The 21,197-nt window shown below is 62.4% G+C and carries 16 protein-coding genes and 1 pseudogene; 2 read left to right on the top strand and 15 right to left on the bottom strand.

Annotated features, from left to right (window positions below):
- The 8 genes from CAPSK01_RS23160 to CAPSK01_RS14700 all read right to left on the bottom strand — a co-directional run.
- Positions 1 to 511 (bottom strand): 4-alpha-glucanotransferase (locus CAPSK01_RS23160; RefSeq protein WP_337958588.1); only part of this gene is annotated, 511 nt, incomplete at its 3' end.
- A 71-nt stretch (positions 512 to 582) separates the two neighbouring features.
- Positions 583 to 1,767: an acetate kinase gene (locus CAPSK01_RS14730; RefSeq protein ID WP_034928189.1), complete on the bottom strand. Its 1,185-nt coding sequence runs from the start codon at positions 1,765 to 1,767 to the stop codon at positions 583 to 585.
- Position 1,768: 1 nt separating this feature from the next.
- On the bottom strand, positions 1,769 to 3,181 hold the full coding sequence (locus CAPSK01_RS14725) for a bifunctional enoyl-CoA hydratase/phosphate acetyltransferase (RefSeq protein WP_034928186.1): 1,413 nt from the start codon (positions 3,179 to 3,181) through the stop codon (positions 1,769 to 1,771).
- 138 nt (positions 3,182 to 3,319) lie between these two features.
- The gene (gene fabI / locus CAPSK01_RS14720) at positions 3,320 to 4,117 is read right to left on the bottom strand and encodes an enoyl-ACP reductase FabI (RefSeq protein ID WP_034928377.1); all 798 of its coding nucleotides are present in this window, start codon (positions 4,115 to 4,117) and stop codon (positions 3,320 to 3,322) included.
- A 51-nt stretch (positions 4,118 to 4,168) separates the two neighbouring features.
- Positions 4,169 to 5,011 (bottom strand): polyphosphate kinase 2, encoded by an 843-nt coding sequence (gene ppk2, locus CAPSK01_RS14715; RefSeq protein WP_273703770.1) that lies wholly within the window; start codon positions 5,009 to 5,011, stop codon positions 4,169 to 4,171.
- 61 nt (positions 5,012 to 5,072) lie between these two features.
- Positions 5,073 to 6,500, bottom strand: coding sequence for an efflux transporter outer membrane subunit (locus CAPSK01_RS14710; RefSeq protein WP_034928182.1), 1,428 nt, complete (start codon positions 6,498 to 6,500; stop codon positions 5,073 to 5,075).
- Positions 6,493 to 9,699 carry a multidrug efflux RND transporter permease subunit gene (locus tag CAPSK01_RS14705; RefSeq protein WP_273703755.1) on the bottom strand — a complete coding sequence of 1,069 codons (3,207 nt, stop codon included), beginning with the start codon at positions 9,697 to 9,699 and terminating at the stop codon, positions 6,493 to 6,495. The genes CAPSK01_RS14710 and CAPSK01_RS14705 overlap by 8 nt, the downstream gene beginning before the upstream one ends.
- Positions 9,700 to 9,705: 6 nt before the next feature.
- Entirely contained in the window at positions 9,706 to 10,896 is a 1,191-nt protein-coding gene (locus CAPSK01_RS14700) for an efflux RND transporter periplasmic adaptor subunit (RefSeq protein ID WP_273703754.1), read from the bottom strand.
- Positions 10,897 to 11,278: 382 nt separating this feature from the next.
- Between CAPSK01_RS14700 and CAPSK01_RS14695 the strand changes: the two genes are divergently transcribed.
- The gene (locus CAPSK01_RS14695; RefSeq protein ID WP_034928179.1) at positions 11,279 to 13,309 is read left to right on the top strand and encodes a methyl-accepting chemotaxis protein; all 2,031 of its coding nucleotides are present in this window, start codon (positions 11,279 to 11,281) and stop codon (positions 13,307 to 13,309) included.
- Positions 13,310 to 13,344: 35 nt separating this feature from the next.
- Here CAPSK01_RS14695 and CAPSK01_RS14690 read toward each other — a convergent pair whose 3' ends face one another.
- The 3 genes from CAPSK01_RS14690 to asd all read right to left on the bottom strand — a co-directional run bounded on the left by CAPSK01_RS14690 (position 13,345) and on the right by asd (position 16,319).
- Positions 13,345 to 13,929 (bottom strand): TlpA disulfide reductase family protein, encoded by a 585-nt coding sequence (locus CAPSK01_RS14690; RefSeq protein ID WP_034928176.1) that lies wholly within the window; start codon positions 13,927 to 13,929, stop codon positions 13,345 to 13,347.
- On the bottom strand, positions 13,926 to 15,257 hold the full coding sequence (locus CAPSK01_RS14685) for a cbb3-type cytochrome c oxidase subunit I (protein WP_273703753.1): 1,332 nt from the start codon (positions 15,255 to 15,257) through the stop codon (positions 13,926 to 13,928). Before CAPSK01_RS14685 ends, CAPSK01_RS14690 begins: the two co-directional genes overlap by 4 nt.
- A 165-nt stretch (positions 15,258 to 15,422) precedes the next feature.
- Positions 15,423 to 16,319 (bottom strand): archaetidylserine decarboxylase, encoded by an 897-nt coding sequence (asd, locus tag CAPSK01_RS14680; RefSeq protein ID WP_273703752.1) that lies wholly within the window; start codon positions 16,317 to 16,319, stop codon positions 15,423 to 15,425.
- Between the two features lie 190 nt (positions 16,320 to 16,509).
- Between asd and rimO the strand changes: the two genes are divergently transcribed.
- Positions 16,510 to 17,823 carry a 30S ribosomal protein S12 methylthiotransferase RimO gene (gene rimO, locus CAPSK01_RS14675; RefSeq protein WP_034928365.1) on the top strand — a complete coding sequence of 438 codons (1,314 nt, stop codon included), beginning with the start codon at positions 16,510 to 16,512 and terminating at the stop codon, positions 17,821 to 17,823.
- A gap of 12 nt (positions 17,824 to 17,835) precedes the next feature.
- On the opposite strand, the gene CAPSK01_RS14670 is transcribed toward rimO, so the two are convergent.
- The 4 genes and pseudogenes from CAPSK01_RS14670 to CAPSK01_RS14655 all read right to left on the bottom strand — a co-directional run.
- Complete coding sequence (locus CAPSK01_RS14670) at positions 17,836 to 19,005, bottom strand: nucleotidyltransferase family protein (RefSeq protein ID WP_273703751.1); 1,170 nt, start codon at positions 19,003 to 19,005, stop codon at positions 17,836 to 17,838.
- The gene (locus CAPSK01_RS14665) at positions 18,942 to 19,901 is read right to left on the bottom strand and encodes an HprK-related kinase A (protein ID WP_273703750.1); all 960 of its coding nucleotides are present in this window, start codon (positions 19,899 to 19,901) and stop codon (positions 18,942 to 18,944) included. Before CAPSK01_RS14665 ends, CAPSK01_RS14670 begins: the two co-directional genes overlap by 64 nt.
- Positions 19,898 to 20,149 (bottom strand): hypothetical protein, encoded by a 252-nt coding sequence (locus CAPSK01_RS14660; protein ID WP_273703749.1) that lies wholly within the window; start codon positions 20,147 to 20,149, stop codon positions 19,898 to 19,900. Before CAPSK01_RS14660 ends, CAPSK01_RS14665 begins: the two co-directional genes overlap by 4 nt.
- A gap of 782 nt (positions 20,150 to 20,931) precedes the next feature.
- A pseudogene (locus tag CAPSK01_RS14655) lies at positions 20,932 to 21,197 on the bottom strand (bifunctional uridylyltransferase/uridylyl-removing protein); the annotation flags it as partial.

Genomic DNA, 21,197 nt, shown 5'->3' with positions numbered 1-21,197 from the left:
GCGGCGCAGGCCAATCCTGCCACATCCGGCCCTCACCGCCATGGGTGATGTCGAGCGCCATGAACAGCGCATAGTCGTCCAGCCAGTCGCGCGCAGCGTTACAGAAGCCTTCGAAAGCCAGGCGCTGACCAACGCTCTGGTGGCTGAAGAAGTGTTTGGCGGCGCGTCGCAGGTGGGCAATCCGGAAGCGCCGTACCGCGTCGTAATCGACTCGTCCTTCAGGAAAAGCGGGAACCGAATTGAGGCTGGTTGCGCTGAGCCAGCCGGCGTCGCGCAACTGGCACAGATCGATCAGCAGTTCATTGCCGGCAAAAGCTGAAGGGCTGATGTACGGCGAGTTGCCTGGGCCGACACTGCCGAGTGGCAGCACCTGCCACACTGACTGGCCGGCACCAACCAGCCAGTCGACGAAATGATACGCAGCCGAACCGAGGTCGCCCGAGCCATGCGGTCCGGGCAGCGAGGTGGGATGCAGGAGAATGCCGTTATGGCGGGGAAGTGAGGTGGTCATGCGAGTCCTTTGTCTCGACTGAGTTCAGGGGGAGGTCAGAAATCAATCCGTGCCTGCCTGGCGAAGGTTGATCACAGGGCGAGGAGCTTGCGGGTATGGCGCGCGATCATCAGCTCCTCGTTGGTCGGTACCACCCATGCCGATACCCTGCTGCCGGCGCTGCTGATGCGGGTGCTCCCCTGTTCATTCGCTGCCCGGTCGAGGTCGATGCCCAGCCATTGTGCCTGCTCACAGACGAGCTGCCGGATGCGGGCGCTGTTCTCGCCGATACCGGCGGTAAACACCAGGGCGTCGAGGCCGCCGAGCACCGCTGCGAGCGCGCCGAGTTCGCGCTTGATGCGGTAGATGAAGTGGTCGATCGCCAGGCCGGCGCGCGGTGCATCGCTGGCCAGCAACACCCGCATGTCGTTGCCGATGCCGGACAGACCGAGCAGGCCGGAGCGCTTGTAGAGCAGGTCTTCGATCTGTCTCGCCGAGAGGCCCTCCTGCTGCAGTAGGTAGAGGACGATCCCGGGGTCCATGTTGCCAGGTCGAGTACCCATCATCAGGCCGTCGAGTGCGGTGAAGCCCATCGAACTGCCGACACTGCGACCGTTGAGCAGCGCGCACATGCTCGCACCGCTGCCGAGATGCGCCACCACGACCCGCCCGCTGGCGATTTCAGGCGCGATCGTCGGCAGGGTTGCCGCAATGTATTCGTAAGACAAGCCATGAAAACCGTAACGCCGGATACCCCGCTCGTAGTATTCATAGGGCAGACCATACAACTGTCCGACCCTATCCTGTGTGCGGTGAAAGGCGGTATCGAAGCAGGCCACCTGTGGCAACTCCGGCTGCACGGCCTGCACCGCACGGATCGCGGCGAGATTGTGCGGCTGGTGCAAGGGCGCGAGCGGCACGAAAGCTGCGAGCGCGTCCATCGCCTCTGGCGTGATCAGGAGCGGTGCCGAATAATCCGGCCCACCATGCACCACGCGGTGGCCGACCCCGGCCAGAACCTGTCCCGCGAAGCGTGAACGCAGGAGCGTGGCGATTTCCTGCAGAGCCTCTTCATGGTTCGCGATTTCGCTGTTTGGCCAGCGCACATCGGCGATGCTCCGGCCACTGCCATCTTTCGCTTTCAGTCGCGGGGCCGTGCCGAGACCTTCCACCTGGCCGACTGCCCTGACGCGCATCTCACCCGTGTCCGGCAGCTCGAAGACCGAGAACTTCAGGCTTGACGAGCCGGCGTTGATGACCAGAATCACCTGTTCCATTTCAGCCTCCGCTCTTCGTCAAACCATCCACCATCGGCACGCTGGCCATCAGGCAGGCGATCGCGCAGGAGGCCAGCTTGGTCCGCCTGTTGTCGGCACGGCTGGTCAGGATGATCGGCACACGCGCGCCGAGAACGATGCCGGCGCCGTCGGCATGACTCATGAAGGTGAGTTGCTTGGCGAGGATGTTGCCGGCCGCGAGATCGGGGACGACCAGGATGTCCGGATCGCCGGCCACCGGGGAGTCGATTTTCTTTATCCGCGCAGCTTCCTTGCTGATGGCGTTGTCGAGTGCCAGCGGGCCATCGAGAATGGCGCCCGAGATCTGGCCGCGGTCGGCCATCTTGCACAGCGAGGCCGCGTCGGTGGTGCACGCCATCCGGGAATTGATCGTTTCGACCGCGCAGATGATCGCCACCTTGGGGCGGGCGACGCAGAGGACATGCGCCAGATCGATCGCGTTCTGGCAGATGTCGCGCTTGGTGTCGAGATCGGGAGAAATGTTGATCGCCGCATCGGTGACGATCAATGGCTTGTGGTAGGTCGGCACGTCCATCAGGAAGGCGTGCGTGATGCGCCGTTCGGTACGCAGGCCGGTTTCCCGGCTGACCACTTCAGCCATCAGTTCGTCGGTATGCAGGCTGCCTTTCATCAATGCTGCGGCCTGTCCGAGGCGGACCAGTTCAACGGCACGGAAGGCCGCAGCATGGCTGTGCGGCACGTCTTCGAGGCGGAGGCCGGCGAGGTCGAAACCCTGTTGTTCGGCAAGCGTACGGATGCGCGCCAGCGGACCCACCAGGATGGCTTCGATCAGGCCCTCGCGGGCGGCCTCGAGGGCGGCGCCAAGAGAAGATTCGTCGCAGGGATGCACCACCGCGACGGCCACCGGCGGCAGTTGCCGACAGCGCCCGACAAAATTCTCCAGGTTATCATGGCTCTGGATCGATACCTGCGCAGCGTCCGGACGCTCCATGGTGATTCTCACCTTGGGCGCGATGACGCGGGCAGTACCGGTCATCACCGTCTCGCCGCGGGCATTGACGCAGCGGCAGTCAAAAGTGACGCGACGGGTTTCGGCATGCTTCTCACGCACCGTGATGCTCAGCGTGATCTGTTCGCCGATGGTGACCGGCGCGTGGAACTCGAGATCCTGCCCGGCGTACACTGTGCCCGGGCCGGGGAGCTGATTACCGAGCAGTCCGGAGACCTGGGCGCCCAGCCACATGCTGTGCGCGCTCAGATCGCCGGGGCCGAGCTGTTTGTCCAGTTCGGAGTCGAGGTGGGTCGGACTGACCTCGCCTGAAACTGCAGCGAAAAGCTGCACGTCCTGCAAGGTCAGCGTATGGCGGATACTCGCCGTATCGCCGACCAGGATGTCGTCGAAACAGCGGTTCTGGAGGATTTCCGGGCTCATCTGTGTGCTCTTTGCGCTGGAGGGTGGAGGCGAGAGGGGCGAGCCGATTCGGGTTTTGGAGTAGGCACAGTGTGCAGCCCGCGGCCCGCCCTGATAAGGTTCAAATCTGGTGTGCGTTGCGAGTGCGCTACCGCACGATTAACCCATGATGTTGTAACCGCCGTCCATATAGAGAACCTCGCCGGTGACGATCGAGGCAAAATCACACGCCAGTGCGGCCGTCGCCAGGCCCACCTGATCGGGGGTAACCAGTTTCCCGGTCGGCGCCTTTTCCTTGGTCTTGGCCAGGAGTTCGTCGAAGCGATCGATTCCTGATGCGGCCCGGGTCATGACCGGTCCCGGCGAGATGACGTTGACGCGGATGCCTTTCGGCCCCAACTCCGCAGCCAGGTAGCGGGCAGCCGACTCCAGCGCTGCCTTCGCTGGCCCCATGATCCCGTAGTGCGGGACGACCTTCTCGCCACCGAAGTAACTCATCGTGAAAATGGTGCCACCTTCCTTCTCCAGCAGCGGCTCGGCCAGATGCGCAACGCGCAGCAACGAGTGCACCGAGATGTCCATTGCCATCAGGAAACCGTCCCGCGAGCAGTCGACGACCCGGCCATGCAGGTCTTCCATGGGCGCAAAGGCGATTGAATGCAGAACGACGTGCAGCTTGCCCCATTTCCGCTCAATGGCCTCGAAAACTGCCTCGAGCTGGCCCGGCTGGCGCACGTCGCACGGCAAGTAAAGCGCGTCGTCAACGCCCAGCGCCTGAGCGAGTTCGCCAGTGTAGCGCTTCGTTTTGTCGTTGAGGTAGGTAATCGACAGATCCGCTCCGCAGGCGCGGAAGGCGCGCGCGCAGCCATAGGCGATTGAGTCCTTGTTGGCGATGCCGATGACAAGCGCCTTCCGGCCGGCGAGCGGCTGTTGAGGAATCCCGACCGGCTGTAGCATTGGGCCATCGGAATCGTTGAGTGGTTCGGTCATGGCGATCTCCTGTCGGCGTCAGTAAACTTCCGGGACATACTTGAGTGGCAGCTTGACTTCCTGGTAATCGCCCGGTTTCTGCCGTTTGGGCAGGGTGATCTTCGGCTGCTTGACCACTTCGTAGGGAATGCTGCTCAGGATGTGCTTGATGATGTTCAGGCGCACACGCTTCTTGTCGTTGGAGCGGGCAACGAACCACGGTGCCCACTCCGTATCGGTCGCCCTGAACATCTCGTCACGGGCGCGCGAGTAGTCGTACCAGTGGCTGTAGGACTTGAGGTCCATCGGCGAGAGCTTCCATTGCTTGCGCGGATCGGTGATACGCGCTTCGAGGCGGCGTGTTTGCTCGTCCATATCGACTTCCAGCCAGTACTTGAGCAGGAGGATGTTGTTGAGTCCCGAAGTCATCAGCTTTTCGAACAGCGGTGCCCCCTTGAGGAAAGCCTCCACCTGCTCTTCACTGGCGAAGCCCATCACGCGTTCGACACCGGCGCGGTTGTACCAGCTGCGATCGAAGATCACGACCTCGCCGGCGGCCGGCAGGTGCGGCAGGTAGCGCTGCACGTACATCTGACTCTTTTCGCGCTCGGTCGGCGCCGGCAGGGCGACGACCCGGAAGACGCGCGGGCTGACGCGGCCGGTGATGGCCTTGATCGTGCCACCCTTGCCGGCGCCGTCACGGCCTTCGAAGACGATCACCACCTTGAGGCCCTGCTTGATCACCCACGACTGGAGATGGACCAGTTCGGCCTCGAGCTTTTCGAGTTCCTTGAGGTAGGTCCTGTTGGACATCCTCTTCACCGGTTTTTCCGGGGTCTCGGCCGTTTCTGGGGTTTCTTCGGCCACCGTGTTTGACGGCATGTCCGGATGGACGACCCGCTCAGCCCGGCTTTTCCTTGCCGACTTGCCTTTTTTGCCCATTTCACATTCCTTTCGAGATATCGGTTTGCACTGCGCTGGCCGTCCTGTCCGCCTCGACCACCCAGCCGCCGCCCATCGCCTTGTAGAGGTTGATCATTGCCTGCAAGCGGGCCTGCTGCGTCTGCGTGTATTGTAGCTGGGCATTGAACAGGCTACGTTCGGCGTCGAGGACCTCGATGTAGCTGGTGTAGCCATTCTCGTAGCGCAGCCGGGCCGTTCCCGCATACGCTTGCAGCGCGTCTACCTGGCGTTTCTGCGCCTGTAACTGCACACCGGTCCGGTCCTGATCGACAAGCGCGTCATTAACCTCGCGAAACGCTTGCTGAATGGCTTTCTGATACGCGAACAGTGCCTGCTGCTGTTGCGCTTCCGCGGCCTGCACCTGACCGGCAATGGCCCCGGCGGTGAAGATCGGCAGGCTGATCGGGGCGGCGTACTGCCAGACCTTCGACTCGCTGTCGAACAGCTTGCCAAGACTGGTGCTGGCATAACCGAACAGGCCGGTCAGCGAGATCGTCGGAAAATAGGTCGCTTTGGCAGCGCCAATCAGGGCATTGGCGGCGATCAGGTTCTGTTCGGCCTGCTGCAGGTCGGGGCGGCGCTCGAGCAGATCGGATGGCAGACCGGCCGGGATGGCCGGCACGCTCAGTTGATCGATGTTCCTGCCGCGGGCGATCGGTCCGGGGTTGCGACCGAGCAGCACGCAGAGGCCGTTTTCCTGCTGGGCGATCGACTTTTCGATGACCGGGATGGTGGCCAGGGCTTCCTCGAACTGGGACTGGTTCTGGCTCAGCTCGAGCAGCGAGATGACGCCTCCGGCGTAGCGCTGCTTGAAAATTTCGTAGGACTCGCCGCGACTTTTTGCGGTCGCCCTGGCGATCTCCAGTTGGCGATCGAGGTCGCGCAGGTTGACGTAGGCGCTGGCCACACTGCCGACCAGCGAGAGGATGACGGCGCGTCGTCCGTCCTCGCTGGCCAGGAGCTGTGCCCGCGCGGCTTCGCTCTGGCGACGGATACGGCCCCAGATGTCGATTTCCCAACTGGCCGTGAATACCGCCTGGTAGCTGTTGTAGGTGCTGCTGCCGCTGTCCAGGGCCGAGATCGAACTCCTCTGCCGACTGGCTTCGTAGCTGGCGCCGAGCTGCGGGAACAGCGGCGCACGAACGACGCCGTAGCGGCCGGCGAACTCGTCGATGCGCGCGCTGGCAATCAGCAGGTCCTTGTTTTCACGCAGGGCCGTGCCGACCAGATCATTGAGCACCGGGTCGCCGAACTGTTCCCACCAAGCGGTATTGGCCAGATCAAGCGCCGTCTGATCGCTCAGGCGCCAGGCGGCGGGGGTGTCTACGGTCGGGCGCAGATAGTCGGGTCCGACCATGCAGCCACTGGCAGACAGCGCCAGCAGGGCAATCACGATGGGCTTACGCATGGCCCTGACCCTCCTTTCCGGCGCCGTCTGGCTGGTCTGCAACCGCGTGCGGGGCGGCTTCTCCACTCCCGGCGTGAGAGACCCCGGTTTCCCCCTTGTGGCCGAGTTTCTCGACGACGTAGAAGGTCACCGGGATGATGAAGATGGCGAGACCGGTCGCCGCCAGCATGCCGCCAATGACCGTGCTGCCCATCACCTGACGCGAAATGGCGCCGGCGCCGCTGGCGATCGCCAATGGCACGCAACCGAGAATGAAGGCGAAGGAAGTCATCAGGATCGGTCGCAGGCGCAGTTGCGCGCCCTTGAGGGTGGCTTCGGCGAGCGACAGCTCTCCCTTTTCGTATTCCATCTTGGCAAACTCGACGATCAGGATCGCATTCTTGGCGGCGAGGCCGATCAGCATCACCAGACCGATCTGCGCATAGACGTTGTTTTCCTGCCCGCGCAGCAACAATGCCGCGAAGGCGCCGGCGACGGCGATCGGGGTACCCAGCAGTACCGAGAACGGTAGGGACCAGCTCTCGTACTGTGCCGCCAGGATCAGGAAGACGCAGAGCAGCGAGAAGGCGAAGATGACCATCGGCGAGACCCCCTGCTGTGCCTTCTGCTCCTGGTACGACATGCCGAGGTAGTCGTAGCCCATTTCACCCGGCATGGTCTCGGCGAAGACTTCCTCGAGCGCGCGCATCACCTGCGCCGAACTGTAGCCGGGCGCGGCCGAAGCATTGATCTGGGCGCTCCGATAGAGGTTGTAGCGCATCGTGAATTCCGGGCCGGCGATGTTGCGGATCGAGATCAGCGCCGACAGCGGCACCGGCTGGCCGTCCTTGTTGCGCACGTAGAACTGGCCGATATTCTCGATATTGGTGCGGTATTCGCCCTCGGCCTGGACGTAGACCTGCCACTGGCGTCCAAAGCGGTTGAAGTAATTGATGAAGCCGCTGCCGAGGAAACTCTGCAGGGTCTTGTACACGTCGCTGATGTTGACTCCCTGCTTGAGCACCTTGTCGCGATCGACGTCAATGAACAATTGCGGCACGGTCGGCCGGAAGGTGGTCGTGACGCCAGCCAACTCCGGGCGCTTTCTGGCGGCCTCGATGAACTTGCCGGTATTCTCGGCGAGGAAGGCGATGTCCTTGCCGGCACGGTCTTCGAGAATGAAGGTCGCCCCCCCTGAAACACCGACGCCCGGGATCGCCGGTGGCGGAAACGCGAAACCGATGGCACCGCTGATGCCGCCAAGGTGCCTGGTCAGTTCGGCCTTGATCGCGGCGTACTGTTCCTCCGGCTTCTTGCGCTTGGCCCAGTCTTCCAGGGTGACGAAGAAGAATGCGCTGTAGGTATTCTGTACCTGGCTCAGCATGCTGTAGCCGATCACCGTGGTCGTGTATTTGACCCCCGGCACCTTCATGATCAGGTCTTCTGCCTGGCGGGCGATTTCTGCGGTACGCTGCAAGGAAGCCCCATCGGGGAGCTGTACCCCGGCGTACACGTAGCCCTGGTCTTCATCCGGAAGGAAACCGGCGGGAACCACTTTCCCGAAAAAACCGGCGGCAACGGCCATGCCGACCAGAAACAGCAGACTGATCGCACTCTTGCGGATTGCGATCCGGCAGGTTCCCACGTAGCCGCCGGTAAGTTTTCCGAAGACGCCGTTGAACCAGTCGTAGAATTTCTGCAACGGACCGCTGCCCTTGACTTTCGGCCTGAGCAGCAGCGCGCAGAGGGCGGGACTCAAGGTCAGTGCGTTGAACGCCGAGATGATCACCGAAATGGCGATGGTCACCGCGAACTGCTGGTAGAGCTGGCCGGTGATGCCGGGAATGAAGGCCGTGGGCACGAAAACCGCAGCGAGGATGACGGCGATGGCGATCACCGGCCCGGTGACTTCGTCCATTGCCTTGAGCGTCGCTTCCTTGGCCGACAGCCCATGCTCGATGTGGTGCTCGACTGCCTCGACGACGACGATGGCGTCGTCCACAACCAGGCCGATCGCCAGAACCAGGCCGAACAGCGAGAGGGTGTTGATCGAGAAGCCGAACATCGGGAAGAGCATGAAGGTGCCGACCAGCGACACCGGTACGGCGAGCAGCGGGATCAGCGTCGCGCGCCAGCCCTGCAGAAAGACGAAGACGACGATCATCACCAGCACCAGCGCTTCGAGCAGCGTGTGCTGGATCTCCTTGATGCCTTCGGTGACCGACAAGGTGGTATCGAGAGCGACGACGTAGTCGAGGTCGGGCGGAAAACCCTCCTTGATTTTTGCCATCAGCTTCTTGGCGCCGTCGGCCGCATCGAGGGCATTGGCACCCGGCATCTGATAGAGCGCCACCAGGGCGGCGGGCTTGCCGTTGAGCCGCCCCTGCATGTTGTAGGTCTGGGCGCCAAGTTCGATGCGGGCGACATCACCGACGCGGACGATCGATCCATCGACGTTGGCACGCAGGACGACATTGGCGAATTCCTCCTCGCTTTGTAGCCGCCCCTGCGCGCGCACCGCGTAGGTAAACTCCTGACCTGCCGGTACCGGCTCGGCGCCGATTGTTCCCGCCGGATTGACCGTATTCTGGGCGTTGATCGCGTTGACGATCTCCGGAATCGTGATGTTCAGCTTGGCCAGGACATCGGGCCGCACCCACAGGCGCATCGCGTACTGGCCGGCGCCGAAGATCGTCACGCTGGCGATTCCCTTGACCCGCGTCATCTGGTCATTGATGTTGATGTACGCGTAATTGGCCAGGAAAATGTTGTCGTACGTGCCGTTGGGCGAATACAGAGCGAACATGATCAGTGGCGAAGAGGTCGACTTCTGTACCGTCACGCCGTAGTTGCGGACGTCCGATGGCAGTTGTGACTCGGCCTGCCCTTGGCGCATCTGCGCCAGCAACTGGTCGGTGTTGGCGTCCGTCGCAATGTCGAAGTTCACCGTCAGCGTCGACTGACCGTTGTTGGCGTTGATCGAAAACATGTAGTTCATGTTGTCGACGCCCGACATCTGCTGCTCGATCGGGGTGGCGACGGCCTGTTCGACGGTCAGCGCGTCGGCGCCGGTGTAAGTGCTATTGACCTTGATTTCCGGCGGCACGATGTTCGGAAACTGCGCGATCGGCAGGCCCGCCATGGCGACCAGGCCAACGATGGTCATCAGGATCGAAATGACCATGGCGACGATCGGCCGGTTGATGAAGAATTTGGACATGGTCGCTCAATCCTTGGCGGCTGGCGCAGGGGCCGCCGGTTTCTCGGCGGGCTTGAAGGGCTTCGGATTCACGGTCATTCCCGGCCTGACTTTCTGGGTGCCTTCGGCGATGACCTGGTCGCCTGGCTGCAGGCCCTGGCTGATGATCCACTCCGAAGCAATCCGTTCACCAACCGTCACTGGCCGGATATCGGCCTTGTTGTCGGCGCCGACGACCGCCACCAGGTACTTGCCCTGCATTTCGGTGACGGCCCGCTGGGGAACCAGCAGCGCGTCCTTGTTCACCGACATCGTGGCGCGGATCTTGCCGTACTGGCCAGGACGAAGCAGGTTGTCCGGATTGGCAAACAGGGCTGCGACCTTGAAGGTTCCCGTCGTTGGATCGACCTGCCGGTTGAGCACTGCGACCTTGCCCTGATGCGGGTAGATCGACCCATCCACCAGGATGAGCTGCAGGGGGACATGCTCGGTCTTCTTGCCGGAAGCGGCTGCAGCGGCTGCGACCTTGAGGTATTCGCGTTCGCTGATGTTGAAGTAGACCTTGATCGGATCGACGGTCGACACCGTCGTCAGTTCGGTCGGCATGCTCGGGCTGAGGAGGTCGCCGATCTGGGCCTTGGCGATGCCGGCAATGCCGGTGACCGGCGAGGTGATGCGGGTGAAACCGAGGTTCAGCCTGGCCGTCTTGAGTGATGCCTCGGCGGCTTCAAGCGATGCCTTGGCCGAGAGGTCGGCACCGGTGGCGTCATCGAGATCCTTCTGGCTGACGGCGTTCATCGCCGCCAGGGGCTTGATGCGCGCCAGGTTTGCCCGCGTCGTTTCATAACGCGCCGCCTGCTGGGCACGCAGTCCCTTCGCTTCTTCGACGGCGGCCTCGAACGTGCGCGGGTCGATTTCGAAAAGGGGCTGGCCCTGCTTCACCAGATCTCCTTCGCGGTAGTTCTGCCTGATCAGGTAGCCGGTGACCTGCGGACGGATGACGGCATTGACATTGCCGTCAAGTGAGCCGATCCATTCCAGGTAGATCGGCACGTCCCTTTGCGAGACGGTGACGATCTCGACGACCGGCGCCGCTGGCGGGGCCGCCTTTTCCTTCTCGCAGGCGGCGGTCAGCAGCAGCGCAGCGCTGGCCAGTCCGGCAAGTGCGCACCGGCAAGTCCGATCTGCGGATATGAAAGGGGACGGGATAGACCTCATGGCGGCTCCTGCTGGGCGAAAATGGGTGTGGCTGGTGTTGATGAACGGAAAAGAAACGATCAACTCTGGAGAGTCATTGCCTGCCGGTGCTGTCGGGCGACGACCCACAGTGGATTCATTATCGGTCAAGTGGTGCGTGTAATCCAGTGTCAATTGTCAGGCAATCGCCGTACGCACAGAGGCAGAGTTGGTAGTCCTTCTTGCTGGCGGCGACAAGACCTCTTAAGATACGAGGTGCTCTCTCCTGCAGGGAACCTGGAGTTCGCCACCATCCTGAAAGTTGTCGCCGCTCTCGGACTGCAACTGCACGCCACGCTGGCGACGAAGAGTGTGGTCTGACGAATAAGGAACATGCTGCGCCAATAGGCTAGGAGGAGGGGAAATGCGGATTCATGATGTCGACCTTGCCAAGAAACTGCCGGCCATCGTGGCCGCGATTCTGGCGACGGCCATCGTCCTGGCGGTGGGCGCATTTGCGCACGCCCTCAAGACCGGGTTGGAAGCATCAGAAATTGAGCATCTCCAGCGCGAGGTCCGGCTGATCAACGACGGCATCGCCGCTTTCAACCAAAGCGTTGAAGAAGGTGCCCGCAGGATCGGCCGGGTCTTCGCCGCCGAGTATGACGGGCCGTTTTCGCTGACCACAGACGGGGGCACAGCCGTGCCGGTCCTGCGCAGCGGCGAACGGGTCGTGAACGGTGATCACGCGCCGGCGGACCGCTTGTTGGGCAAGACCGGTGCGGTGTCATCGGTCTTTGTTCTCAAGGGCGGCGAATTCATTCGCGTCGCCACGTCGATCAAGAACGAGCAAGGCGAACGCGCGGTCGGCAGCACGCTGGCAGCCAGCCACCCGGCGACCGGCAGGTTGTTGGCCGGGCAGGACTGGACTGGACGGGCCACGCTTTTCGGCAAGGAGTGGATGGCGCACTATTGGCCGGTCAAGAGCGTTTCCGGCGAAGTCATCGGTTGTATGGCCATCGCGGTCGATTTCAACGACGGTTATGCCGCTCTCAAGGAACGACTCAAGAAGGTCAAGATCGGCAGTACCGGTTACGTCTACGTCGTCGATAGCCAGCCTGGAAACAACCTGGGAAGCTTCGTCATCCATCCGGCTCTCGAGAAGAAGAACGTCTTCGACACCCGGTCTGCCGATGGCCAGGCGATCTTTCGCGACATGCTCGAAAACAAGAACGGCCTGTTGCGCTACCAGTGGCTCAACAAGGAAGCGAACGAATCCGCGCCCCGAGAGAAGATCGCCGTGTACGAGTCCTACGCCCCGTGGCACTGGATCGTCGCGGCGGGTTCCTATACCGAGGAATTCATGGGCCTGTCCCGCACGCTGGTTTTCTGGGTCAGCGTCGGCGCCGTGGGCGTTTTGATTGGGCTCAACATCGCGCTGTTTTTCGTTATCCGCAACCTCGTGACGCGACCGCTTGCCCGGCTGACCCGCTCGCTGGCCGAACTGGCGTCCGGCAACGGCGACCTTACGGCGCGGATTTCGGTTGCCGGAAGAGACGAAGTCGGTCGCGTCGGCACGACTTTCAACACCTTCCTCGACTCGTTGCAGGGGATGGTGAAGCGAACGGCGGAAACGGCGAACGAGGTCTCGTCGGCGGCTCAACAACTGGCGGGCGTTACCGAAACCGTGAACCAGAGCATCAACGCACAGAACGGGGCGGCGTCCAGCACGGCGGCGGCCGTTGAACAAATGGCCGTCAGCATCGCATCGGTATCCGACAGCGCGGCCGCGGTTCGCGACCAGGCGCAGCACAGCCTCGAGGAGACCAATCGTGGCAACAGCGAACTCAAGGCCGTCGTCAGCGAACTCCACGAAGTGGGCACGGCGGTGCAGCGAATCACTCAAACGGTGCACGGTTTTGTCGAAAGTGTCGCCTCGATCACGGCACTCACGCACGAGGTCAAGGAGATCGCCGACCAGACCAACCTCCTGGCCTTGAACGCGGCCATCGAGGCCGCGCGAGCGGGAGAGAGCGGGCGGGGTTTTGCCGTCGTCGCCGACGAGGTCCGTAAGCTGGCGGAAAAGTCGACCAGGTCGGCGCAGGAAATCGACAAGGTCACCGCCCATCTGGGCCTGCAATCGGAAACCGTCGATGGTGATGTCAGGAAGGGCCAGACGGCTTTGCAAACCGGATTGGAGAATCTCAAGCAAGTGAGCACGCGTCTGGATCAGGCGAGCCAGACTGTGAGCACCGCATCAAGCGGCGTCTCCGGAATCACGGAAGCGGTTAACGAACAACGTTCGGCCAGTGGCGAAATCGCCCAACACGTCGATAAGATTGCCCGCATGAGCGACGAAAGCTGCGCTGCGCTTGCTGATGCCAAGGCGTCGGTGCAACGGCTCAACCAGCTTGCCGCCACGCTCACCGATCAGGTCCGCCGCTTCAAGGTGTAGCTTGGAAGCTGTTGACCTAGGTCAGGGCCTTGCCCTTACCGCGGCGAGGCGAGGCGCTGCAGGATCGAGTTCAGGCGGGATTCGTCGAGCCGACCCAGGCGGCTACCCTGCACCCGGCCGTCAGGGCCAATCACCAGTGTGTAGGGCAGGCCCTTGATCTGCAGGCCAGGCATCTGGCTGGCGGCCGGATCGGCGACCAGTAGCGGATAGGCGACCGGCGTGGCCTTGACGAAGGCCTGCATGTTTTCCGGATGGTCGATACCGATGCCGACAAACTGTACGCCTTGTGCCGCATACTGGCGCTGCAGGCGTGAGAAGGCCGGTATTTCCTCGACGCAAGGGGCGCACCAGCTGGCCCAGTAATTGACTACCAGCACCTTGTCACGCCATTGCGCAATCGCCTGCGGCCGCCCGTCGAGATCGGGCAGCGTCAGCCCCATGATCGCGTCGGCCTGCGCCTGCTCCTGCGCCGGTGACAGTTGTTGTGGTGACGAGATCAAGCCGGAGGGAATGCCATTGCCCGGCAAACGGTTCTGCTCGATCAGGCGATAACCCAGCCAGCCAATCGTCGCCAGCGTCGCCACTCCGGCCGTTACTGCCAGCCCCAGTGCTGGTTTCATCGTCCGCTGCGCCGCGACATCGCCTTGAGACAGACGAGAACGAACATCAGCCCCCCGATGACCGCGATCAGGCCGCCGAGGCCCATCATGCCCATGCCGATCTTCTGCGGCAGGGTGGTCAGCAACTGATCGGCACCGGCCACCTTGCGCTGCACGCCATAACCCCCCGACCACGCCAGACCGAGCACGTGCAACAACTGCCCGGCGCCATAAACGTGGGGTTGCCAGACCGCCATGCGGCCCGCTGCGCGGTCGAAGCCGAGCTTCGGCAGCAGCACGTAGGCGAGTCCCATGAAGGCCAGCGTCACGCCGACCGTCGATCCGTGGTAATGCGCCGGAATGACGACGTTTACCCCTTCAATCAGATAACCGAGCACTCCCCCGAGCGCAAACAGGATGAAGGAAGCCAGCAGGGCGGATCTGGCGGGGCTGTCGGGATTCGTCGGCAGGCCGCGCAAGCGCCACAGCGACAAGGCGCCGAGCAAGATCAGCGGCCCCATGTAGGGGTGGCCCCAGAGCATCAGTTTGGCGAACAGCTCCATGTGCGGCAGCGAGCCGACCGGCACCCACAGATAGATTGCCGGTACGGCGAGCAGCGGCAGTGCTGCGACCAGGAAAAGCACCGACAGCGCGCGTGCCGAAACCGGCAACGGACGGCCGAGTTGCGCTGCGATCCACAGCCAGGCGACCACCATCAGCAGTGCATGCTGGAACTGCAGAGCGTGTCCGCCGCCCCAGAACAACACTTCGTAATAAATCATTCCCTCGACCCAGGGTACCAGTGCCCAGGATATGTAGAAGGCGCCCAGCGCCAGCAAGGCCGCGACGGCACCGAGAAAAGCGCCGAGGAGCAGCGGCTCGGCAAGCGGGCGCTGCGGCCAGGTGGTGACCAGGGCGCGCAGCACGGTCAGGCTCAAGCCGGCAGCGAAGATCCAGATCGAGGTAAAAAAGAGGGGTTGCTTGAGTACTGGGATATAGTTGTTGAGCATCGGTTCGGCGCCGGGAAAGAACGGTGAAACGGTCATCAGCGCCGTTCCCAGCGCCGCCAGGCCGAAACCGCTCCAGCCGAGCCACGTCAAGCTGGCGCTGCCGACGGCGCTCCAGATCACCGCGGCAAAGGCCATGAACCAGACGGCTACCGACAGGTCGACATGCACCACCAGCGCGGCCCGGAACAGATCCTTGAGCGGAAAGACATCCTGAATCCCCGGTGTCCGTGAGAGCACCAGCAGTACCGCCAGCAGACCCGAACCGATCAGCGCCATCACCCCCAGCCACAGCCAGGCGCGCGCCAGGTGGGTGGGGGTTCCCGAAGCGATCGCCGGCATCACGGACGCTCGTGAAGAAACTGTCAGACCGTTTGAATCCACTGCCGCCTCGCGCAAAAAAAGCCAATAAGTATAAGTTCGAAAACCGGGAAGTAGTTCCTCATGCGTTTGCTTCGAACATTGCCGCGCTGCCAACGCTGATCTGCCGGGGAATTGCCCGGATCATCAGGTTCTACCGGAATTGTCGCCTGTCCCCTCGGGTGTACGCCGAGATCGTTCGGCAGGAGTCGCCATCATCTCGCCCATGCGGATCGGGCGAGCGGGCGCCCAGGCCGGATTGAAGCGGAGCGTGTCTTTCGGGAAGAGTACGACCACCGTCGAGCCGAGCAGGAAGCGGCCCATTTCATCGCCTTTCTTGAGGACGATCTGCTGATCGTCGTAGCGCCATTCACGAATTTCGCGGACACGCGGTGGGTTGACGGTGCCGTGCCAGACGGTGGCCATGCTGCCGACGATGGTCGCGCCGACCAGGATCAGGACGAAGGGGCCAAACCCGGCCTCGAAGACGCAAACGACCCGCTCGTTGCGGGCGAACAATCCCGGTACGCCACGTGCGGTCGCCGGATTGACCGAGAATAGCGCGCCAGGAACATGGATCATTCGCGTCAGGCGGCCGTCAACCGGCATGTGAATTCGGTGATAGTCGCGCGGACTGAGGTAGAGGGTGGCGAAAGCGCCGTTCTCGAAGCGGGCGGCGAGTGGGCGGTCGCCGCCGACGAGGGCGACGGTCGAATAGCGATGGCCTTTGGCCTGAAAAATCTGGTCGTGTTCGATGGCGCCAAACTGACTGATCGCACCATCGACCGGACAGAGAAAAGCGGCGTCGGCAAGCGGCCGAGCACCGGCACGCAGCGGTCGGGTAAAGAACTCGTTGAAGCTCCTGTAGCTGATCGGATCGGCATCGACGGCCTCGCTCAGGTCGACGCCGTAGCGCTGAACGAACCAGCGGATGACACGGGTCGTCAGGCTGCCGGCCTCGCTCTCGGCGAGCTTGCCGGCGATGGTGCTCAGGGCTTGTTTGGGCAGAAAGTATTGGGACAGTACGGCAAGACGGTCGGACACGATTGAGCCTGTGGGAGTGAAGGCGCCATTATACGGGTTCAGGCAACCTTTTCATGCGCACCCGGAGCCGCCCGGAAAACGAACCAGGAGGGAACCGTCCAGCGTCCACGCTGCTCCCTATGGCGACCGGGCCGGCACATGAAAACGGAGCTGGCTGTATACTCGCAGCCTTTCATTCAGGTTGCGCTTCATGTCCAGACCGAAAAGTATAGGTGTGGTTTCTCTCGGGTGCCCGAAGGCGCTCGTCGACTCGGAACAGATTCTCACCCGGTTGCGCGCCGAGGGCTATCTGATTTCGCCTTCCTATGAAGGCGCCGATCTGGTCGTCGTCAATACCTGTGGTTTCATCGATGCCGCGGTCGAGGAGTCGCTCGATGCCATCGGCGAGGCGCTGACCGCGAACGGCAAGGTGATCGTCACCGGCTGCCTGGGGAGCAGGAAAGAGGTGATCCGCAAGGCGCACCCGCAGGTGCTGGCGGTGACCGGTCCGCACGCCACCGACGAGGTGCTGCAGCAGGTGCACGCCCACTTGCCGCAACCACACGACCCGTTCACCAGTCTGGTCCCGCCACAGGGCATCAAGCTGACGCCGTCGCATTTTGCCTACCTGAAGATTTCCGAGGGCTGTAATCACAGTTGCACCTTCTGCATCATCCCCTCGATGCGCGGCCCCCTGGTCAGCAGACCGATCGGTGAGGTGCTGCAGGAAGCCAGAACGCTGGCCGAGGCTGGCGTGCGCGAACTGCTCGTCATTTCGCAGGACACCAGCGCCTACGGTGTCGATGTGAAGTACCGAACCGGCTTTGTCGGTGGCCGTCCGCTGCGGACCCGGTTGCAGGAACTCTGCGAAGCGCTGGCAGAGCTGGGGATCTGGGTGCGCCTGCACTACGTATATCCTTATCCGAGCGTCGACGCGCTGCTGCCGCTGATGGCTGCGGGCAAGCTGCTGCCGTATCTCGATGTGCCTTTCCAGCACGCCAGCCCGCGCATTCTGAAGGCCATGAAGCGTCCGGCGAGTGCCGAGAACAATCTCGAACGGATCCAGGCGTGGCGGGCCGTCTGCCCCGAGATCACGGTGCGCAGCACCTTCATCACCGGCTTCCCGGGGGAGAGTGAAGCCGAGTTCGAAGAATTGCTGGCCTTCATCGCGGCAGCGCGGCTCGATCGCGTCGGCTGTTTCGCCTATTCGCCGGTTGCCGGCGCGGCAGCCAATGCCTTGCCGGGCGCGCTGCCGGAGGAGCTTCGCGATGAGCGCCGGCGCCGTCTGATGGAGTTGCAGGAAGATATTTCCGCAGAGTTGCTGGCGGCGAAGATCGGGCGTGAAATCGACGTTCTGGTCGATGAAGTGGACGATCAGGGAACGATCGCTCGCTCGGCCGCGGATGCGCCGGAAATCGATGGCCTGGTGTTCGTCAATGATCATTTCGACGCCGAACCGGGTGATTTTCTGCGGGTGCGGGTGGTCGATGCCGACGAGCACGATCTTTATGCCGAGCCTGCCTGAGCAGCCTGCCTGTCATTCGGCCTTGTGCTGCACCGCAGGGCGTGGCCGTAGGGACTGCAGGCCTTTGTGGGCCAGGTGGCGGAGCAACAGGGCAGGCGGCAGGCGCAGCCACTGGTGGCGGAGCAGGCCAAGTTGCGCAGCAACCCGCCGCGAGAAGGGGGGCGGTCGGTCCGGAATTCTCGGCAGCGTGCAACGGGGAAAGACCCAGTCCATCCACCAGATGGCTGCTGCTGGTGGCGCGGCCAATGGCAGCGCATCAGGCACCGGGGTGGCGAGCCACGCTCGGCAATAGCGCAGGGCATACCACAGGGGTCGCTCGAGATGGTGGCGTGCAGCGCGCACAGCGAGCGCCTGCCAGTCGCTTTCCGAGTTCAGATGGGTGCGGATCAGGCTGTCGATATCGACCAGGTCGCGCAGATTGGCGAACAGTTCGGAGTCCTGGAAAAGATGGACGGCTGCGTGCAGGATCTGATCCTGCGGATGCAGGACCAGGAATCGTTTTCCCTCCACTGCTTGAAGGTCGGCGAAAAGCAGGGTCGTGTCCGGCTTGAGACGGGCTGTCACCGGCGTGATCGTGTGGTGCAGGTCGAGTTCCACCGAACTTCCAGGACGGCGCATCGGGGGCAGTTCGTGGCTCCATTCGCGGTAGTAGCGCTGGTCGTAGTCATTGATTTCTTCTGCTGCCCAGCCGGCACCGAGCAGCGCGGCCTCGGCTTGCTTGAGATCGTTGTAGGCCACCATCAGGTCGACATCACCCGGCAGGCGGCCGCGCGCGTTTTCCAGATCCTGCAAGATGTAGGCTGCGCCTTTGAGAACGACCACCGGGATCTCGGCCGGCAGTGCTTTGGCCAGAGCCGCCAGCTCGACGCGCAGCACCTGGGTGCGATGTGCCGAATAGGCTGCCGCCGAACGCAGATGACCCAGCACGCACCCCGGCACCTGCGGCAATAGTTCAGGGTGCGACTGAATTCGGTACGAGAGGACGCCCAGCAGCCTGGACTGCCGAGCGAGACGAATGATCTTGTCCCAATCGGCGAGACCAACGCTGCCTACCTGCCGGGGGTCGATCAGCAAGGCCAGCAGGCCATGCATGCAGGGATCGGCTCCTCCCAGGCTGATCATGCCGCTGCCGCTGCCGCTGCCGCTGCTACGGTCGATTCCGAAAGCATTGCACGCAGGCATTCGATGGCCTCGTCCAGCCGGCTGTATTCAAGTTCGAAAGCCGAACAAGCGTCGATGACATCGGCCACGGCGTTGAAGGAGGTCCGCCCGAGCAGATCGTAGTTGAAGCTGTTGAAGGCCAGGCGGGCAAAAGCTTCCTCGCTGGGCAGCCGACGGGTCGTCAGTGCGGCGCCTTCCCGAAAAAGGGGAAAAAGTACCAGATGCGGGCGGGCAGGAAGTCTCCTGGCATCGACGCTGGCCTCATCGGGGGCCAGGTGGGCCACGTCTCCCTTGCGGGTTCCGCCGTAGACGGGGCCAAGGATCGCTTGGTCGGTGTAGGCGCGGATGACCTCGATCGAGCGATTCTTGAGCGCCACCGGCTTGAGCATTGGCCATAGCTGACCGGTGTGTGGGCAGAGTACGCCAAACTCGTCGGACAGCAGGCGAAACCCGCGCAGCATCATGGCCGCCGTCAGCGTACTCTTGCCGGAGCCAGGCGGTGCAGCCATGATCACGCCCCGATCACCAAGCGCCAGGACACCGGAGTGCAACAGGACATGCTGGTTGAAGCGCTTTCCGAAACACCAGTTGACGCCCCATTCGAAGTGGGGAAGCGCCTGCTCTCTGGGAAAGGGATCGAATGGCTGAATGCCGTCGATCAGGAAACGGGATTGCGGCCCAAAGATTGCCCGCAAGCCCTTTCCGGAACAAACCTCGGTGTGAAAATCCGCAAAACCGGCTTCTTCAGCCAGGAAAAATGCCCCGTAGACTCGCTGAAAATCTCGCACGAAAGGCTTGAGGACGGTCCGGACACGGACCAATGCAGCGCCATAATCGAGCGTCACCGATGCCTCTGAAAAACGCTGTGCCAGCAGGCTTGGCGGCAGGTCTCGAATTCTCGGGCAGGCGGCGATCATCCGCCAAGGATGCCCATCTCCTCAAAAGAACGCAACACTTCTTTCATTTCGAGTGTGTCGATATCCACATCCAGCTCATCGCGGAGAAAATCGCGGGCTTGAGCTTGCGGCACCGGCCTGCCCTCATTGATTTCAGCGAGGGCTTCAAAAATGATCGCTGCCGCAGGAGTCAGAATATGGGTCTGCCAGCTCGCCGAATCAAAGACGGCGCCGCCGTCTCCCAGTCTGCGGTACGAAATTTCGGTCAAGCAGGCTGCTCCCGCCTTGTTCAGCACGGGTTATGGCTAGGGAGCTCAGGGAATCAGGACATTGTCGCCATCCGCCGACCCCGGCGTACCCTGCGTAATCTGATAGAACGAATTCCAGCACGTTCCACCATAGACAGGCCCGTGACCCCCATTGGCCAGCTGGTACGTTACCACCGGCTGGCCAGTACCCGGATCTACCGTTGTGACCTTTGTGCGTACCCAGGTGTCCGGACCGGCGGTTACATCGGGCGGGGGAGGCAGAGTCTGGCTATTGGCAATGCAATGGGTGCTGCTGAAAGCAGGAGGAGGATTAAGCACAGGCGCAGCACCGGCATTCAGCGTAAAGATGGCCGGCGCTGCTGCGGTCGCCTTCAGCAGACGGCGGCGCTGCTGGGTTCGTTCTGATGGAGTCGTTGACATGTGTTTTCCTTGAGATCGATTTCTGCCTGAGCAATATATTCTAGCTTTCGTGGCGCGGAACGTTTGCGGACTGCATCACGTTACGTGTCATAGAAGCAGAATAAATGCCGTCGCGCCACTGAACGTTCGTCGCCGAACACGCCTTACCAGAGACGATAGCAAGTTATGTGCCAATATTCATACTTGAAGAAAAACATGTTTTAAATTATGGAACTGTATTTTATTACCGGGTTCTCTCAAGCTTCATCGAGATTCCAGTGTAAAAAAAACCGACAGCTTGCAGGATCTGCTGTTGTTCCCGTCTGGCCGGTGCTACCGGGTTCCTCGGTCCTGATCATCGCCTCGCACCGATGGCGACCCGATCAGAGTTTCAGACGCTCCAGCAATTCCGTTTCCAGCCTGATACGGTTGGCTGCCTCACCGAGGCCTCCGCCGCTGATCAGGAAGGTATCTTCGACGCGCTCGCCGAGCGTCGAGATTTTTGCCGTATGGAGGTTAGCACAATGCGCGGCCAGCGTCATGGCGATCGTGTACAGCAGTCCCGGGCGGTCGGCCGCAGCGATCGACAGGACATAGTGTGAGCCTTTTTCGTCCGGCTCGATGGTGACCAGCGGCTGAATCGGGAAGT

The sequence above is a fragment of the Candidatus Accumulibacter vicinus genome (genome assembly GCF_000584955.1).
Taxonomy (GTDB): Bacteria; Pseudomonadota; Gammaproteobacteria; order Burkholderiales; family Rhodocyclaceae; genus Accumulibacter; species Accumulibacter vicinus.
This window is presented reverse-complemented; position numbering and strand designations above follow the sequence as displayed.

Bases quoted from the DNA above. Each gene is read 5' to 3' on its own strand.
- CAPSK01_RS14725 (WP_034928186.1), bottom strand. From the start codon at position 3,181: ATGAGCCCGGAAATCCTCCAGAACCGCTGTTTCGACGACATCCTGGTC.
- ppk2 (WP_273703770.1), bottom strand. From the start codon at position 5,011: ATGCCGTCAAACACGGTGGCCGAAGAAACCCCAGAAACGGCCGAGACC.
- rimO (WP_034928365.1), top strand. From the start codon at position 16,510: ATGTCCAGACCGAAAAGTATAGGTGTGGTTTCTCTCGGGTGCCCGAAG.
- CAPSK01_RS14695 (WP_034928179.1), top strand. From the start codon at position 11,279: ATGCGGATTCATGATGTCGACCTTGCCAAGAAACTGCCGGCCATCGTG.
- CAPSK01_RS14705 (WP_273703755.1), bottom strand. From the start codon at position 9,699: ATGTCCAAATTCTTCATCAACCGGCCGATCGTCGCCATGGTCATTTCG.
- CAPSK01_RS14700 (WP_273703754.1), bottom strand. From the start codon at position 10,896: ATGAGGTCTATCCCGTCCCCTTTCATATCCGCAGATCGGACTTGCCGG.
- CAPSK01_RS14685 (WP_273703753.1), bottom strand. From the start codon at position 15,257: ATGCCGGCGATCGCTTCGGGAACCCCCACCCACCTGGCGCGCGCCTGG.
- CAPSK01_RS14730 (WP_034928189.1), bottom strand. From the start codon at position 1,767: ATGGAACAGGTGATTCTGGTCATCAACGCCGGCTCGTCAAGCCTGAAG.
- CAPSK01_RS14690 (WP_034928176.1), bottom strand. From the start codon at position 13,929: ATGAAACCAGCACTGGGGCTGGCAGTAACGGCCGGAGTGGCGACGCTG.
- CAPSK01_RS14710 (WP_034928182.1), bottom strand. From the start codon at position 6,500: ATGCGTAAGCCCATCGTGATTGCCCTGCTGGCGCTGTCTGCCAGTGGC.
- fabI (WP_034928377.1), bottom strand. From the start codon at position 4,117: ATGCTACAGCCGGTCGGGATTCCTCAACAGCCGCTCGCCGGCCGGAAG.
- CAPSK01_RS14665 (WP_273703750.1), bottom strand. From the start codon at position 19,901: ATGATCGCCGCCTGCCCGAGAATTCGAGACCTGCCGCCAAGCCTGCTG.
- CAPSK01_RS14670 (WP_273703751.1), bottom strand. From the start codon at position 19,005: ATGCCTGCGTGCAATGCTTTCGGAATCGACCGTAGCAGCGGCAGCGGC.